Below are 16,044 nucleotides of genomic sequence, written 5' to 3'. Positions count from 1 at the left end.
TTATACTGGATGCTATGCCTGATATGGAACGCTGGCCCACGGGACGTCTCTTGTCCACGGCGGCCCGCCTCGTCGAACACTCCTGGAATGAAAAGCTGGGAGCTATCGGCCTGACCCATGCCGGGGTGATCGCCATTGAGGTCCTGGCTGCCAACGGGCCCATGACCCAGGCCCAGCTGGCCCAATTGGTGCGCGTCCAGGCCCAGACCATGGGGAAGACCCTCAGCCGTCTTGAGAGCCATGGCCACATTGCCCGAGTCCGCAGCAGCACAGATCGCCGCAGCCATGTGGTCTCCCTCACCGAACAGGGGAGGGAAGCCGTGGCTGCCGCCGTCGATATGGAACGTGCCGTATTGGCTGCCGCGTCGATCGATCCGGATATCCTCCGGCAGGAGCTGCAGTCAGTGGTCCGCGAGCTGGCAAACCGGTATTCCTCGCCCATGACTAAAGCAATGGTTGAAAACAACAACTAGCAACTACTGAAGAGGCCGCTGGTTAGCGGCCTCTTTTTTGCGTGGTTTCCAGGCACAAAGTACGTCCGGACAAAACCAAAAGCCGGCCCAGGCTCAGCATTTCTGCTTTGCCTGGACCGGCTTTCTGATGGGTGCACCCCCCGGGACTTGAACCCGGAACCCATTGATTAAGAGTCAATTGCTCTGCCAATTGAGCTAGAGGTGCAGGTGTTGATTAGCCGCCATGGGCTTTTTCTTTCCCTCGGCGATCTCCGCAACGACATGTAACTCTACACGAAGTTTCGGTCCAAGTGAAATCCACATTCCCCAGCAGTTGACGCCTAACCAGCAGGGCGGACAATCAGCGCAAAATCGGGGTTCTGACCATTACTGAGCACCCAGATTTCACCGCCAGGGGCCCTTGCAACGTCACGCAGCCTGCCGTACTCGCGGGTGAAGTGGCTCACAGGCTCACCTGCCGATTCGCCGTCCAGCGGGACCGTCCATAGCCGTTGGCCGCGAAGGGCACCCAGGTAGGCGGTGGTTCCGATGATCTCCAGCCCGCTCGGCGAGGATTCGGCGGTCTCAGGCCAGACAACCTTGGCATCCATGTAGGGGCTGCGGCCGGGCGCGCCCGTGACAACCGGCCAGCCGTAGTTTCCACCGGGCACAATGAGGTTCAGCTCGTCATCCACAGTGGGGCCAAACTCGCTGGCCCACAGGCGTCCGGTGTTGTCCCACGCCAGGCCCTGGACGTTCCGGTGACCCAAGCTGTAGACGGGGTTGTTGCCGAACGGATTGCCCGGTGCCGGTGTTCCATCCGGGGTGAGGCGCAGGATCTTGCCGCCCAGTGCTTCGCGATCCTGGGGCTGGTCCCGGCGCTGTGAATCCCCTGTAGCCACGTAAAGCATTCCGTCTGGGCCGAAGCGGATCCTGCCGCCATTATGGGTGGTCGCTTTGGGAATGCCGCTGAAGATCACCTCCGGGGCTCCGGCAGTCAGTCGTCCGTTGTCATCAGCCTGCAAGGCCAGCCGGGCAATCCGGTTATCGCTACGGGAGGTGAAATAGGCGTACAGGTAGCTGTCCGTGGCAAAGTCGGGGGAGACCGCCAGGCCCAGCAGCCCGCCTTCACCGCCGGGAACGACGCCGGGCACCTCGCCGACGGTGCTTGCCCGGCCGTCCTTCACGGATTTGAGAAGGGCCGTGTCCCGCTCCGAGATAACGGCGGTACCGTCCGGCAGGAAAACCACTGCCCAGGGAGTGTCCAGCCCAAGGTCCAGGCGCCGCAGCAGCTGCGGTTCCCCTGCCGCCGTCGGAACCGATTGTTGCTGGCCTGCAGTGGGATTTGCGGCGGGAGTGGAAAGTGGTGCAAGGGGAGAGGACGGATCCGGGAGCGGTGAGCTGCCGGTGCACGCCGCCAGGGCGGTTGCCGAGGCTATGCCAAGTCCCACGGTAGCGATCCACTTGCGGAAATTCATGGTGAGGCGGTGGACGGGGCGGCACTGTCCTGGCGGAAGAACCGGCGGGCCGGTGCCCATCCCGCCCGGCGCGCTCATCGCCGCATGCGCCTCGGCTCGCGGAAGCCCGCTGCCTCAGCATGCGCGGCCGAAAGGAACCACACGTTGCAGGCTGCTTCCTCGTAGCCGGGATCGGTTTCGTCGTAGTAGACCATTGCGGATGCGTCACCCTTAACCGAGTAGCCGGAAGGCGGTCCGCCATCGGGTCCCGGAGACGCCGATCCTTCACCATACGGCTGCTCGGCGGCCAGGTGCCCGATGGATTGCGCTGGCCCCGCCGGGTCCTGGCCCGGCGAGCCCTGGGTAGGCTCAGCAGCGCCCGTTTCCACGTCGGAAAGTGTTGGGGCGTGCGGCGTGGTGTGTTCACTATGGTGATCGGACGGTGGCAGGGTGGGCTTTCCCTCGGCATCAGACCATTGCGCTTCCCATTCGGCCTGGTCCTCAGCCGCGCGCTCCTCGGTCGCCCGCCGTTCTGACTCGCGGTCCTCCTCCCTGTGCTCCCCGGCGGTGCTTGTGGTTATGGTGCTGGAATCTACGGCGGTCTGCGCTTCCGGGGGTGCCATTTCCAGCGGGCTGGCACCTGCGGGGTCGGGCTCTGGACGGAGTTGCCGGTCGGGTACGGCCGTTGACCCCGCTGCCGTCGCGGTGGACGCAGGAGTTCCGGCCGTCCAGTCGTCCACGTCGCCCTCTCCGGCGGAACGTTCCGCCTCGGCACCCGAGGAGGATGACATCATGTCCGGGCGGCCCGCGTTCTCCGCAGGAGCGCTGCCCGCTCCTGCGCTGTAGGCGACGGCGGCGTCATGTTCGTCCTCTGGCGTGACGGGCGGGGTGGAGGACGAGGCTGAACCGTATCCAGCCGTTCCGGGAATACCGGCCCTGGCCGCCGCTTCCGCAGAGGGACTTGCAAGGCTGCCGGGAGACATTGCTCCTCCAGGGGACTCGCGCTCACCGGCAGGCCGGTCCTCGGACGCCGGGGGCTGGTTGTTCGGGCCTTCCTGGCCCGAGCGCCTGCGGTTGACCAGCCACCAAATAATGGCGACTGCCAAGACAATGGCAATAAGCCCGATAACAATCTCCATGGCAGAGCCCTCTCTTCGCCAGGCATGGTTGCCGTGCAATGACCGTACGTCCGTGCGATCTGGCCTGTCCAGCATCCGGGCGGTCCGGACGTACCGCTGTGTCCCACATTGTGAGACGCCCGTCCATGATTCGATCGAAATATTCTCTTATTTGGGCTTCCATAGCCGGTTAAGGTCGTTCGCTGCCGCCGGGGAGCCATAGACTTTGAACCATGAGTCAGGACACCCAGATCGCTACCACCACCTCGCCGGACATCAAGCCACGCAGCCGTGTTGTCACGGACGGAATCCACGCAGCGCCCGCGCGCGGCATGTTCCGGGCCGTCGGCATGGGCGATGACGACTTCGCCAAGCCGCAGATCGGCGTCGCCAGTTCTTGGAACGAAATCACCCCCTGCAACCTTTCCCTCAACCGCCTTGCCCAGGGAGCCAAAGAAGGCGTCCACGCGGGCGGAGGGTTCCCCATGCAGTTCGGCACCATTTCCGTTTCCGACGGCATCTCCATGGGCCACGAGGGCATGCACTTCTCACTCGTCTCCCGCGAAGTCATTGCTGACTCCGTGGAAACCGTGATGCAGGCTGAGCGCATCGACGGCTCGGTGCTGCTGGCCGGCTGTGACAAGTCGCTTCCCGGCATGCTGATGGCCGCTGCCCGCCTGGACCTGGCCAGTGTGTTCCTCTACGCCGGCTCGATCATGCCCGGCTGGGTCAAGCTGGAGGATGGTTCCGAAAAGGAAGTCACCCTGATTGACGCCTTCGAAGCCGTCGGCGCCTGCGCCGCGGGCAAGATGAGCCTGGAAGACCTCACCCGCATCGAAAAGGCCATCTGTCCCGGTGAAGGCGCCTGCGGCGGCATGTACACGGCCAACACCATGGCATGCATTGGCGAGGCGCTGGGCATGTCACTGCCGGGTTCGGCAGCTCCGCCTTCAGCAGACCGCCGTCGTGATGAGTTTGCCCGTAAGTCCGGTGAAGCGGTGGTTAACCTGCTCCGCCTCGGCATCACCGCCCGTGACATCATGACCAAGAAGGCGTTCGAGAATGCCATCGCAGTCACCATGGCTTTCGGCGGTTCCACCAACGCCGTGCTGCACCTGCTCGCCATTGCCCGCGAAGCTGAAGTTGAACTGACGCTGGACGACTTCAACCGCATCGGCGACCGCATCCCGCATCTGGGCGACCTCAAGCCGTTCGGCCGTTACGTCATGACCGACGTCGATAAAATCGGCGGTGTGCCTGTCATCATGCGTGCACTGCTCGACGCAGGCCTTCTGCATGGCGACTGCCTCACCGTCACCGGTAAGACCGTTGCGGAGAACCTCGCCGCCATCAACCCGCCGGACCTCGACGGCAAGATCCTCCGGGCGATGGACAACCCCATCCACAAGACCGGCGGCATCACCATCCTGCACGGCAGCATGGCACCTGAAGGCGCCGTGGTGAAGAGCGCAGGGTTCGACGCAGACGTTTTCGAGGGCACAGCCAGGGTCTTCGAACGCGAGCAGGGCGCCCTCGAGGCCCTCGATAACGGTGAGATCCACAAGGGCGATGTAGTGGTCATCCGCTACGAAGGACCCAAGGGTGGTCCCGGCATGCGCGAGATGCTGGCCATCACCGGCGCCATCAAGGGTGCGGGGCTGGGCAAGGATGTCCTGCTGCTGACCGACGGACGGTTCTCCGGAGGCACTACGGGCCTCTGCATCGGCCACGTTGCCCCGGAAGCGGTCGACGGCGGTCCCATTGCCTTTGTGAAGGACGGCGACCGGATCCGGGTAGACATCGCAGCTCGCAGCTTCGATCTCCTGGTGGATGAGGCCGAGCTCGAATCCCGCAAAGTCGGCTGGGAGCCGCTCCCGGCCAGGTACACCAAGGGCGTGCTCGCCAAGTACGCCAAGCTGGTGCACAGCGCCTCCACGGGTGCATACTGCGGGTGATTCTTTCCCTTGTGGCGCTGCGCGGGGCGCCGCGCCACAAGGGGCCCTCGGAATCGCCTTTATTTAGCCCTTCCGCCAGAGGCGGTAGGGGAGCCTTCCGCTTCAGCCGGGCAGTGGGTTCTCAAACGGGCGATGGACCAGTGGGTGGACAATGGTGTCCACATGGTGAGACGTTGAAGGGGTCGCGTTGACACGTTTCCCACCAGAGGGAAAACTGATCGCATGATCAGTTTCGTTACCGTTGGCGTCGTCCTTACCAGGCGCGTGGCTCAATAGCCCGACTGGTAACGAACCGTCACGCGCAACCCCTCGCAGAGCCTTTCGGCTGAGGGGTTTTTTTATTTTCCGCAGTTTCCAGGCAACACCCATGATCCACAAGGAAGAGTCCGATGAGCAAAGGATCGCCGATCAGCCCCTCGCTGATGGCTACAAAGTCCACAGGAGCCCCCAAGGCTCCGGAACGTGCCGATCGAGCGGCTGGCACCGCCGTCGTCGTCACCGATCTTGCTGCTGTCTCTCCTGTACTTGGGCCGAACAACGTCGTACCCCCGACGGTGATGACCGGCTCACAAGCAATCGTCCGCTCGCTCGAAGAACTCGGCGTCGACGACATCTTCGGTTTGCCCGGTGGCGCGATCCTGCCCACCTATGACCCCTTGATGGCATCCAGCATGAATCACGTGCTGGTGCGTCACGAACAGGGAGCCGGCCACGCCGCGCAAGGCTACGCCATGGTTACCGGCCGGGTAGGCGTCTGCATCGCCACCTCCGGCCCCGGAGCCACCAACCTCGTCACCGCCATCATGGATGCCCACATGGACTCCGTACCGATGGTGGCCATCACCGGCCAGGTCTCCAGCGGGGTGATCGGCACCGACGCCTTCCAGGAAGCGGACATCGTGGGCATTACCATGCCCATCACCAAGCATTCCTTCCTGGTGACCGATCCCAATGACATTCCGCACGTGATGGCAGAGGCCTTCCACCTTGCGTCGACGGGCCGCCCAGGCCCGGTCCTGGTTGACGTTGCCAAGGACGCACAGCAAGGCCAGATGACCTTCTCCTGGCCGCCGCGGATTGACTTGCCCGGCTACCGCCCGGTCACGCGCGGCCACAACAAGCAGGTCCGCGAAGCCGCCAAACTGATTGCTGCGGCCAAGAAGCCGGTCCTCTACGTGGGCGGCGGTGTTGTTAAGGCCCATGCCTCCGCGGAGTTGCTTGAACTGGCCGAAGCAACCGGAGCCCCCGTGGTCACTACCCTGATGGCCAAGGGAGTGTTCCCGGACTCGCACCCTCAGCACATGGGGATGCCAGGTATGCACGGCACCGTCTCCGCCGTAACGGCGCTGCAGCAGTCCGACCTCCTGATCACGCTGGGCGCCCGCTTTGATGACCGGGTCACCGGCGTGCTGAAGACCTTTGCGCCGCTGGCCAAGGTCATCCACGCTGACATCGACCCTGCGGAAATCTCCAAGAACCGGACGGCCGACGTTCCTATTGTCGGCTCGGTCAAGGAGATCATTCCGGAACTGACCGAGGCCGTGAAAGCCCAGTTCGGAGCCACGGGTACTCCGGATCTGGGTCACTGGTGGACCTTCCTGAACAACCTGAAGGAAACCTACCCGCTGGGCTGGACCGAACCGGATGACGGCCTGACCGCTCCGCAGAAGGTCATCGAGCGCATTGGTGCGCTGACCGGACCGAAAGGCATTTACGTTGCCGGCGTGGGCCAGCATCAGATGTGGGCAGCCCAGTTCATCAAGTACGAGCGCCCGCACGCCTGGCTCAATTCCGGCGGCGCCGGGACCATGGGCTATGCCGTGCCGGCAGCAATGGGCGCGAAGGTGGGCGAGCCGGACCGTGTGGTCTGGGCCATCGACGGCGACGGATGCTTCCAGATGACCAACCAGGAACTTGCTACCTGCGCCATCAACAAGATCCCCATCAAGGTCGCCGTCATCAACAACTCATCGCTGGGCATGGTCCGGCAGTGGCAAACCCTCTTCTACGAGGGCCGCTACTCCAACACCGACCTCAATACCGGTCATGACACCATCCGGATCCCGGACTTCGTCAAGCTGGCCGATGCCTACGGCTGCGCATCCTTCCGGTGTGAGCGCGACGAAGACATCGACGCAACCATCCAGAAGGCGCTGGAAATCAATGACCGTCCCGTGGTTATCGATTTCGTGGTCAGCCCCAACTCCATGGTGTGGCCAATGGTGCCCGCCGGCGTCAGCAACGACCAGATCCAGGTTGCCCGCAACCTGACCCCGGATTGGGAAGAGGAAGACTGAACATGCCCCGCCACACACTCTCCGTCCTGGTTGAAGACAAACCCGGCGTACTGACCCGGGTAGCCAGCCTCTTCGCCCGCCGCGCCTTTAACATCAACTCGCTGGCAGTAGGCCCCACCGAAGTCCCGGGCATGTCCCGGATGACAGTAGTGGTCGACGCCGACGGAGACCTGATCGAACAGGTCACCAAACAGTTGAACAAGCTGGTCAACGTCATCAAGATCGTTGAGCTGACCTCCGAATCTTCCGTGCAGCGGGACCACATCCTGGTCAAGGTGCGTGCGGATGCCGGAACACGCCTGCAGGTGACCCAGGCTGCAGACCTGTTCCGCGCTTCAGTTGTCGACGTCTCCACCGAGTCCGTCGTCATTGAAGCCACCGGCCACCCGGATAAAATCAATGCACTCCTTTCGGTGCTTGAACCGTTCGGTATCCGCGAAATTGTGCAGTCCGGCACCTTGGCTGTTGGACGGGGATCCCGCTCCATGAGTGACAGGGCCTTGCGCAGCGCTTAGTACCGCTTCATGCACAGGGAAGGGCCATAGCCCTCCGGTGACGCAAATCCCGCGCAGTACCAAGAAACCGCAACACCACAGAACTAATTACCTAAGAATCCACTCAAGAGGAGAAACCCCAAGTGACTGAAATGTTCTATGACGATGACGCCGACCTGTCGATCATCCAGGGTCGCAAGGTCGCAATCGTCGGCTATGGCTCACAGGGTCATGCCCACGCCTTGAACCTCCGCGACTCCGGTGTCGAGGTTGCCATCGCCCTGAAGGAGGGATCCTCGTCGATCGCCAAGGCCGAAGAGGCGGGCTTTACGGTTAAGAACGTTGCCGACGCTGCTGAATGGGCCGACGTCATCATGATCCTGGCGCCGGACCAGCACCAGCGCTCGATCTACAACGACTCCATCAAGGACAAGCTGACGCCGGGCAAGGCACTGGCCTTCGCACACGGCTTCAACATCCGCTTCGGCTACATCGAGGCGCCGGAGGGCGTTGACGTCATCCTCATCGCACCGAAGGCCCCCGGCCACACCGTGCGCCGCGAATTCGAAGCCGGCCGTGGCATCCCGGACATCATCGCCGTCGAGCAGGACGCCTCAGGTTCCGCCTGGGAACTGGCCAAGTCCTACGCCAAAGCAATCGGCGGCACCCGCGCCGGCGTCATCAAGACCACCTTCACCGAAGAGACCGAAACGGACCTCTTCGGCGAGCAGGCTGTCCTGTGCGGCGGCGTCTCCCAGCTGGTCCAGTACGGTTTCGAGACCCTGACCGAGGCCGGTTACCAGCCGCAGATCGCCTACTTCGAGGTACTCCACGAGCTCAAGCTCATTGTTGACCTCATGTGGGAAGGCGGCATCGCCAAGCAGCGCTGGAGCGTTTCTGACACCGCGGAGTACGGCGACTACGTCTCCGGCCCGCGCGTCATCACCCCCGAGGTGAAAGAAAACATGGAGGCTGTCCTCGCCGACATTCAGTCCGGTGCATTCGCCAAGCGCTTCATCGAGGACCAGGACAACGGCGGCGTTGAGTTCAAGGAGCTGCGCGCCAAGGCAGAGCAGCACCCGATCGAGGCCGTTGGCCGCGAACTGCGCTCCTTGTTCTCCTGGCAGCAGCAGGACGTGGACTACGTGGAAGGTTCAGCAGCCCGCTAAGCTGCGTCCCACCACCTTCGCAACCCTTACGCAAGACTGAGGCCGGGTTCACACTTAACAATGTGGGCCCGGCCTTCGTGTAAGCCTAGACTTTAATTTATCCCCCGGACTGCAACGCAGAGGATCACCGTGTCAAAACCTGTAGTACTTCTCGCTGAAGAACTTTCGCCCGCCACCATTGAGGCCCTTGGCCCGGATTTCGAGATCCGCCAGACCGACGGCGCGGATCGTTCCCAGCTGCTGGCGGCCATCGTCGACGTCGACGCCATCCTGGTCCGCTCCGCAACACAGGTTGATGCCGAGGCCATTGCAGCAGCCAGGAACCTCAAAGTCATCGCCCGCGCCGGCGTAGGCCTGGACAATGTGGACATTAAGGCAGCCACCCAGGCAGGGGTCATGGTGGTCAACGCCCCGACGTCGAACATCGTCTCGGCGGCGGAACTGACCGTGGGCCACATCCTGAGCCTGGCCCGCCACATCCCGCAGGCCAGCGCAGCGCTCAAGGGCGGCGAATGGAAACGCTCCAAGTACACAGGCATTGAGCTCTTCGAGAAGAAGATCGGCATCATCGGCCTGGGGCGGATCGGCGCGCTCGTTGCCGCACGCCTTCAGGGCTTCGACACCGAGATCCTTGCCTACGACCCCTACATCACCTCGGCCCGCGCCGCTCAGCTGGGCGTCAAGCTGGTCACGCTCGATGAGCTCCTGAGCCAGGCTGACTTCGTCACTATCCACATGCCGAAGACCCCGGAGACCGTCGGGATGCTGGGTGCTGATGCCTTCACCAAGATGAAGCCCAGCGCCTACGTCGTCAACGTCGCGCGCGGCGGCCTGGTGGACGAAGCCGCATTGTTCGAGGCCCTGCAGGACCGCCAGATCGCCGGTGCCGCCGTAGACGTCTTCGTCAAGGAACCCAGCACAGACCTGCCGTTCATGAAGCTGGACAACGTGATAGTCACCCCGCACCTGGGTGCATCCACTGACGAGGCGCAGGAGAAGGCCGGCGTTTCGGTGGCCAAGTCCGTCCGCCTGGCCCTGGCCGGTGAGCTGGTCCCGGACGCCGTCAACGTCGCCGGTGGCGTCATTGCTCCGGACGTCCGACCCGGCATACCGCTGATCGAAAAACTGGGCCGCATCTTCACCGCCATGACCCACGCCTCCCTCACCCAGGTGGACGTAGAGGTGGCCGGAGAGATCTCCACCCTTGACGTCAAGGTTCTTGAACTGGCAGCGCTCAAGGGCATCTTTGCCGATGTTGTGACCGAGCAGGTCTCCTACGTTAACGCGCCGGTGATCGCGGAGCAGCGCGGAATCAACGTCCGGCTCATCACCACACCGGACACCGAGTCGTACCGCAACGTTTTGACCCTGCGCGGCGCCCTCAGCGACGGCAGCCAGATCTCCGTTGCCGGTACCTTGACCGGTCCTAAGCAGATCCAGAAGCTGGTGGGAATCAACGGTTTCGAGATGGAAATCCCCATCAGCGAGCACCTGGTGGTGGTGGCGTACTCGGACCGCCCCGGCGTCATCGGCACGATCGGCCACATCCTGGGCATGAACAACATCAACATCGCAAGCATGCAGGTTGCCCGCCAGGCAGAAGGTGGCCAGGTTCTTGCGCTGCTGACCATCGACAGTTCTGTGCCGCAGCAGGTTCTTGACGCGATCAAGGCCGGCATCGGCGCTGACATGGTCCGTGAAGTGGACCTCGAAGACTAGATTCACGACGCGTGTTCCTCCGCTTTGCGACGCGCCCATGCGACGCGCCAGGGCGAGGCACGTATGATTGGCCGGTCTGCTTACAATGGCATCGTCCCTTTGCGGGACCATGCCGGGCAGGCCGGCCGATACCTTTTGCACCCCCGCCAGGGACACGACCCTTCACTTCCCCCGGAGGGTTGTGGCGTGCGTACGCAATCCAGCTTTCAGGAGCCCAATGAACGCCGTCCAGAGGTTCATCAGAAGCCGTGTGCTGCTGTTGACCGCGGCCATTTTGATCATCGCCATGGGACTCTCCGTCCTGGTCCAGGGACAGTCGCAGGCCGCGCTGGACCGGACAGTGGATGAGAATTCCCGCGGACTCTACGACATCCTCGTACAGCCGAAAGCGGATTCCGGAGTACTGCTGCAGCCGGACATCGCCAACGGTTCCGGGGGCATCAGTTTTGAACAGCTGGAAAGCATCCGTGAGCTCGGCGGCACCTCGGTGGCGGCCCCCATCAGCCTTGTCTCCCGGGTCACACAAAACGTGCAGGCACCGCGGCTGGACGCCATGGACTACCTGGGTTACAACCCCGGCCTGGTGGGCACCGCGACAGTTGAGCAGCCCGGCGGGACGAGTCCGTCATCGTGGCCCGCTGCCGAGTCCGTACTGACGGACGAAGCCAAGAAGTACCGGTTGACGGCCTCTGCCGTCAGCTCCGACGGATCCAGCCAGCAGACCCTGTTTGAGACATCCGCTGAGGGCTCGCTGGGCAAGGCCCGCATCGTGGAGACCACCACCCCCGGCGGCACCAGCATCCAGATTGCTCCCGCCGAAAGCGAGACCGGCATCAAGTTCCCGTCTCCGGCCGGCGGCTCCGTCCACAACCTGTTCAATCTTTCAGTGTCGCTGCCCACGGCGCCGGAAATCACCGAATCAGTTGTGGCCGTTGACCCCATTGCCGAGCGTGCACTGCTCGGTACGGCCGGCGATTTCCTGGCTCCGCTGGAAAAAGCGCCTCCCGCCGATGCCCGTAACGCCGGTGCAATCGGCCGCCACTTCGAAAGCCTCTTCACCAGTGGCATCACGCCCAAGGAACTGGAAGAAGGCCCTGATTTCCTGGGCGTCAAGCTCAAGTACTGGGCCCCCCTGATGTCCCAGTACCAGCAGGCCAAAGCCAAGGGCCACATCACTGCAGACTCTCAGGCCATCCCGTTGATTGTCCGCTCCGGGACCACCCTTGACCTGACATACAACGTCAAGATCGAGGAACTCGACGCGGCCGGAAACGTGGTCAAGGACATCGGCACTGCGACCAGATCGCTCGGAGAAGGCTACCTGCCGTTCGTATCCGATGATCCCTTCGCCTTGTCCTGGCCTGGATCCAAGGACCACTCCGGCCTCTTGGGCGCCGGCGGAAACTTCAACCAGGGCCTTTACGAGCCGGCCAAGTGGAGCACCGACTTTGCCGCCGCCCCCGACTACACCGATTCCGGGACTGCGCCCAACGGGGCAGTAGCGAAAACCGCAGTTCCCCGCGATTGGGTCACCGTCAACCGGCTCCCGAGCACGGGAGTGGATGGTTCGCCCGTGGATCAAACCCAGCGCGATCCGGTGGACGAGCGCGCCTACCGTGAAGACCTCGAGACAGGCGGGAAGCTGGCGGCACCGCTGCCCATGGTCTATGGCACTTTTGATCCCGCTGCCGTCCAGGAAGCCGCCGGCGACGTCAACCGCCTGCCGTTGGGCGGCTACGATCCCACGCCGCTGACGCTGACGCGTGATGCGGACGGCAACACTGTAGAGGCCACCACCCTGAAGCCGTCGCTGAGTGCGACGGGGCTGGCCAGCCAGTCGGCGGGCGCCATCACTGACTACTACGGCCTCGCGGCTGCCCGCGGCTACGCTGAGAACGCGGACGTCATCGACGCCATCCGGGTACGTTCCTCCGCAGGCGGCAGCTGGAAGCAGGCCCAGCCTGAGGTCGAGGAGCTGGCGGACCAGATCCGCGGCCTCGGCCTGGAGGCCACCGTCGTGGCCGGTTCAGCCCGCGAGGACGTGAGCATCTTCGTTCCGGGGTACTCCAAGGATGACGCCGGCAAGGAGTCCGCGCTGGGCACCGTCGAGCAGTCGTGGGTCAGGCAGAACGCCGCAGACGCAGTGTCCGGTTCCTTGACCAGCACAAACATCACCTTGCTGTTCCTCACTCTCTGCGGCGCAGCGTTGCTGACCGGTGCCTCCACCGTCAGCTATGTCCGGAAGCGCCGGACAGAAGCGGGCATCCTGCGTGCCATGGGCTGGACACAGGCAAGGATCCGCTCCTGGGTCCTCGCTGAGTTCGGTGTGGGGGCAGGCATGCTCGCCCTGTCCGGCCTGATCCTGAGCCTGGTCAGCTGGAGCCTGGTGACCGCCGTCGTCTCTGCTTCCGTCCTGGTCCTGTACGCCGCCGCGGCCTTCTTCGCCGCCCAGCAGCTGCGCCACCGCGACGTCATCGACCAGGAGCCGCAGCATGATGAGCGGCTTATTCCCGTCGACTCCGCGCTGACGTTTGCCAACCGGCAGCTGAGTACCAACAAGTTCAACACCGTGGCGCTTGCCGTGGCCGTTGGCGTCTTTGGAGCGGCAGTCGGTGGTCTGATTGCGCTGCTTATCGATATTCCCAGGGCGGCCGGTGCCAGCGCCCTGAGCGGCCTGGCGGCGGCGAGCATCGCCGCTCCAAGCGTTATCCTGGCCCTCGCCGGGGTCCTGGTGGGACTGGTCCTGACGCTCGTCACGGGTCGGTTTGAACTCCAGGCCAAACGCCAGTACCTTTCCATTTTGGAAGCGATGGGCTGGAACCCTGACATGCTCCGCCAGGTGCGCCTTTTCGAAAATGCCCTGGTGGGAACCGTGGCCGTTCCGCTGGGCGTTCTGGGAGCGCTGGGGATCGGCCTGCTGGTGGCCCCGTACGCTGTCCTGTGGGCGGGCCTGGCCGGCCTGGTCGCCGTACTTTGCTGGATTCCAATTGCAACGAAAGTGGTCCAATGACACACGAGCCCAATCTTCAACGGACCCGTCGGGGCGCCAACGGCGATGTCGCCCTGCAGACCAGGGCCAACACCATAGTCAAGTCCGCCGACCACGCGACCCCGATGGAATTGGACGGCATCACCATCCGCTACGGCGGCGGCAAGGGCGGCTCCGAAGCCGTCTCGGTGGTCGAGAACTTCAACCTGACACTCCACGCCGGTGAGATGCACTGCGTCGCCGGCCGCAGTGGCTCCGGCAAGACCAGTATCCTGACGGTCGGCGCCGGACTGTCCCTGCCGACGTCGGGCAGGGTTTTCTGGGAAGGCGATTCCCTCGAAACAATGGGCGACGACGAAATTGCCGACCGCCGTCGTGCCCTGATCGGGTATGTGGACCAGGGCGGCGCGCTGATCGACGGAATGAGTGCGCTGGAGAACGTGCTGTTGCCTGCGGTTCCCGACGGAGAGGTCAAACAGCGCCACGACATGGCAAAGGACCTGCTGGACCTGGTGGGGCTGGGCCGCCGCATGCGGCACCGCCCCGCGCAGCTGTCCGGTGGCGAACGCCAGCGGGTGGCCATTGCCCGCGCGCTGATCCTCGGCACGCGTGTCCTGGTGGTGGATGAGCCCACGGCCAGCCTCGACCGGGCCTCGGCCAACCGCATCATCAGCATCCTGAAGGACACCACCAACGACGGCATCGCCGTCCTGGTGGCCTCCCACGATCACGAGCTGGTCCGCCAAAGCGACACCCTCACCGAACTGATTTAGTTCCCCCTCTGCACACCGAAGGTAATCTCCGCCCGTGACTTCCCCCGCAAAAACGCCGTTCTACATCACCACCGCCATTACCTACCCCAATGGCGTGCCGCACATCGGCCATGCCTACGAGTACATCGCCACGGACGCCATGGCCAGGTTCAAGCGCCTGGACGGCTACGACGTGATGTTCCTGACGGGTACCGATGAGCACGGGATGAAGATCGCCCAGGCCGCGGAGAAGGAGGGCATTACGCCCAAGGAGCTGGTGGACCGTAACGCTGAGGTGTACAAGGCTGCGCATGCCGCCCTGGGAATCACGTACGACCGCTTCATCCGCACCACGGACGCCGACCACTACGCGGCGTCCCAGGCCATCTGGAAGAAGATGGAGGAGAACGGCGATATCTACCTCGATAAATACGAGGGCTGGTACTCGGTCCGCGATGAGGCGTACTACGTCGAGGACGAGACCGTGGTCAAGGACGACGGTGTGCGCTACTCGAAGGAGACGGACACCGAGGTGACGTGGACGGCTGAGGAGAGTTACTTTTTCCGGTTGTCCTCCTACCAGGACCGGCTCCTGGACCTCTACGAGGCGCACCCGGAGTTCGGCGCCCCGCAGTCCCGTTTCAACGAGGTCATCAGCTTCGTCAAGCGCGGCCTGGATGACCTCTCGATCAGCCGCACCACCTTTGACTGGGGTGTCCCGGTGCCCGGCAACGACAAACACGTGATGTACGTCTGGGTCGATGCTTTGACCAACTACCTGACCGGCGTTGGCTATCCGGATGTTGAGTCGGCATCATTCCGGAAGTACTGGCCCGCAGATGTCCACGTGATCGGCAAGGACATCTCCCGCTTCCATGCCATTTACTGGCCTGCGTTCCTGATGAGCGCAGGGCTGGAGTTGCCCAAGCGCGTGATGATCCACGGCTTCCTGCACAACGCCGGTGTCAAGATGTCCAAGTCGCTGGGCAACGTGGTGGCACCGGCCGACTTTGTGGAGCAGTACGGCCTGGACCAGGTCCGCTACTTCTTCCTGCGTGAAGTACCGTTCGGAGCGGACGGCAGCTACCACCATGACGCCATCGTGGGCCGTATGAACGCAGACCTGGCCAACAACTTCGGCAACCTTGCGCAGCGGTCGCTGTCCATGGTCGCCAAGAACTGCGGCGGTCAGGTGCCTGCCCCGGGGGCTTTCAGCGCCGCGGATGAGGCGCTGCTGGCACAGGCCAACGGGCTGCTTGAGGCATCCCGGGCCGCCTTCGAAAAGCAGGAATTCAGCCGCGCCCTCGAAGCCATCTGGAGTGTCCTCGGCGACACCAACGCCTACTTTGCTGAGCAGGCGCCCTGGGTGCTGCGGAAGACCGACGTCGAACGCATGAACACGGTCCTGTACGTCACGCTGGAAGTTCTTCGGATCGTTGCCATCCTGGTCCAGCCCGTGATGCCCGGTGCGACCGGAGCCGTATTGGATGCGCTGGGCCAGCCGAAGGGCGATGCCCGTCAGTTCGCAGCGCTGGGGACGCCGATTGTTCCGGGTACTGCCCTGCCGGCTCCCACGCCGGTGTTCCCGAAATACGAAGAGCCTGCCGAGGCCTGATCAAGCCGGGCAGCCCAATCGGGCGGC

At 63.6% G+C, this 16,044-nt stretch carries 11 protein-coding genes and 1 tRNA gene; 9 read left to right on the top strand and 3 right to left on the bottom strand.

Annotated elements, in window-relative coordinates; genetic code table 11:
- Nucleotides 1–23 precede the first annotated feature (23 nt).
- Nucleotides 24–473: a MarR family winged helix-turn-helix transcriptional regulator gene (locus AC50X5_RS01800; RefSeq protein ID WP_494975202.1), complete on the top strand. Its 450-nt coding sequence runs from the start codon at nt 24–26 to the stop codon at nt 471–473.
- Between the two features lie 132 nt (nt 474–605).
- Here AC50X5_RS01800 and AC50X5_RS01795 read toward each other — a convergent pair.
- The 3 genes from AC50X5_RS01795 to AC50X5_RS01785 all read right to left on the bottom strand — a co-directional run bounded on the left by AC50X5_RS01795 (nt 606) and on the right by AC50X5_RS01785 (nt 3,048).
- Nucleotides 606–678 (bottom strand) — tRNA-Lys (locus AC50X5_RS01795).
- A gap of 115 nt (nt 679–793) precedes the next feature.
- Nucleotides 794–2,008 carry a PQQ-dependent sugar dehydrogenase gene (locus tag AC50X5_RS01790; RefSeq protein ID WP_494974461.1) on the bottom strand — a complete coding sequence of 405 codons (1,215 nt, stop codon included), beginning with the start codon at nt 2,006–2,008 and terminating at the stop codon, nt 794–796.
- The gene (locus AC50X5_RS01785; RefSeq protein WP_494974460.1) at nt 2,005–3,048 is read right to left on the bottom strand and encodes a sunset domain-containing protein; all 1,044 of its coding nucleotides are present in this window, start codon (nt 3,046–3,048) and stop codon (nt 2,005–2,007) included. Before AC50X5_RS01785 ends, AC50X5_RS01790 begins: the two co-directional genes overlap by 4 nt.
- Before the next feature lie 212 nt (nt 3,049–3,260).
- Here AC50X5_RS01785 and ilvD point away from each other — a divergent pair, with 212 nt between their 5' ends.
- From ilvD to metG, 8 genes are all read left to right on the top strand, one after another.
- Entirely contained in the window at nt 3,261–4,982 is a 1,722-nt protein-coding gene (gene ilvD, locus AC50X5_RS01780; RefSeq protein WP_494974459.1) for a dihydroxy-acid dehydratase, read from the top strand.
- Between the two features lie 389 nt (nt 4,983–5,371).
- Nucleotides 5,372–7,279: an acetolactate synthase large subunit gene (locus tag AC50X5_RS01775; protein WP_494974458.1), complete on the top strand. Its 1,908-nt coding sequence runs from the start codon at nt 5,372–5,374 to the stop codon at nt 7,277–7,279.
- Between the two features lie 2 nt (nt 7,280–7,281).
- Nucleotides 7,282–7,794, top strand: a complete 513-nt coding sequence (gene ilvN / locus AC50X5_RS01770) for an acetolactate synthase small subunit (RefSeq protein WP_494974457.1) — start codon at nt 7,282–7,284, stop codon at nt 7,792–7,794.
- Between the two features lie 122 nt (nt 7,795–7,916).
- Nucleotides 7,917–8,942, top strand: a complete 1,026-nt coding sequence (gene ilvC, locus AC50X5_RS01765) for a ketol-acid reductoisomerase (protein WP_494974456.1) — start codon at nt 7,917–7,919, stop codon at nt 8,940–8,942.
- A 129-nt stretch (nt 8,943–9,071) separates the two neighbouring features.
- Nucleotides 9,072–10,661, top strand: a complete 1,590-nt coding sequence (serA, locus tag AC50X5_RS01760) for a phosphoglycerate dehydrogenase (RefSeq protein WP_494974455.1) — start codon at nt 9,072–9,074, stop codon at nt 10,659–10,661.
- A gap of 217 nt (nt 10,662–10,878) precedes the next feature.
- A complete protein-coding gene (locus tag AC50X5_RS01755; RefSeq protein ID WP_494974454.1) occupies nt 10,879–13,671 on the top strand; it encodes an ABC transporter permease in 2,793 nt (930 codons plus the stop codon).
- Nucleotides 13,668–14,423, top strand: a complete 756-nt coding sequence (locus AC50X5_RS01750) for an ABC transporter ATP-binding protein (protein WP_494974453.1) — start codon at nt 13,668–13,670, stop codon at nt 14,421–14,423. Before AC50X5_RS01755 ends, AC50X5_RS01750 begins: the two co-directional genes overlap by 4 nt.
- A 34-nt stretch (nt 14,424–14,457) precedes the next feature.
- Nucleotides 14,458–16,017 carry a methionine--tRNA ligase gene (metG, locus tag AC50X5_RS01745; RefSeq protein ID WP_494974452.1) on the top strand — a complete coding sequence of 520 codons (1,560 nt, stop codon included), beginning with the start codon at nt 14,458–14,460 and terminating at the stop codon, nt 16,015–16,017.
- Nucleotides 16,018–16,044: the final 27 nt, after the last annotated feature.

The organism is Pseudarthrobacter sp. MDT1-40-2, assembly GCF_059383595.1.
This window is presented reverse-complemented; position numbering and strand designations above follow the sequence as displayed.

Bases quoted from the DNA above. Each gene is read 5' to 3' on its own strand.
- AC50X5_RS01800 (WP_494975202.1), top strand. From the start codon at position 24: ATGGAACGCTGGCCCACGGGACGTCTCTTGTCCACGGCGGCCCGCCTC.
- AC50X5_RS01790 (WP_494974461.1), bottom strand. From the start codon at position 2,008: ATGAGCGCGCCGGGCGGGATGGGCACCGGCCCGCCGGTTCTTCCGCCA.
- AC50X5_RS01785 (WP_494974460.1), bottom strand. From the start codon at position 3,048: ATGGAGATTGTTATCGGGCTTATTGCCATTGTCTTGGCAGTCGCCATT.
- ilvD (WP_494974459.1), top strand. From the start codon at position 3,261: ATGAGTCAGGACACCCAGATCGCTACCACCACCTCGCCGGACATCAAG.
- AC50X5_RS01775 (WP_494974458.1), top strand. From the start codon at position 5,372: ATGAGCAAAGGATCGCCGATCAGCCCCTCGCTGATGGCTACAAAGTCC.
- ilvN (WP_494974457.1), top strand. From the start codon at position 7,282: ATGCCCCGCCACACACTCTCCGTCCTGGTTGAAGACAAACCCGGCGTA.
- AC50X5_RS01755 (WP_494974454.1), top strand. From the start codon at position 10,879: ATGAACGCCGTCCAGAGGTTCATCAGAAGCCGTGTGCTGCTGTTGACC.
- AC50X5_RS01750 (WP_494974453.1), top strand. From the start codon at position 13,668: ATGACACACGAGCCCAATCTTCAACGGACCCGTCGGGGCGCCAACGGC.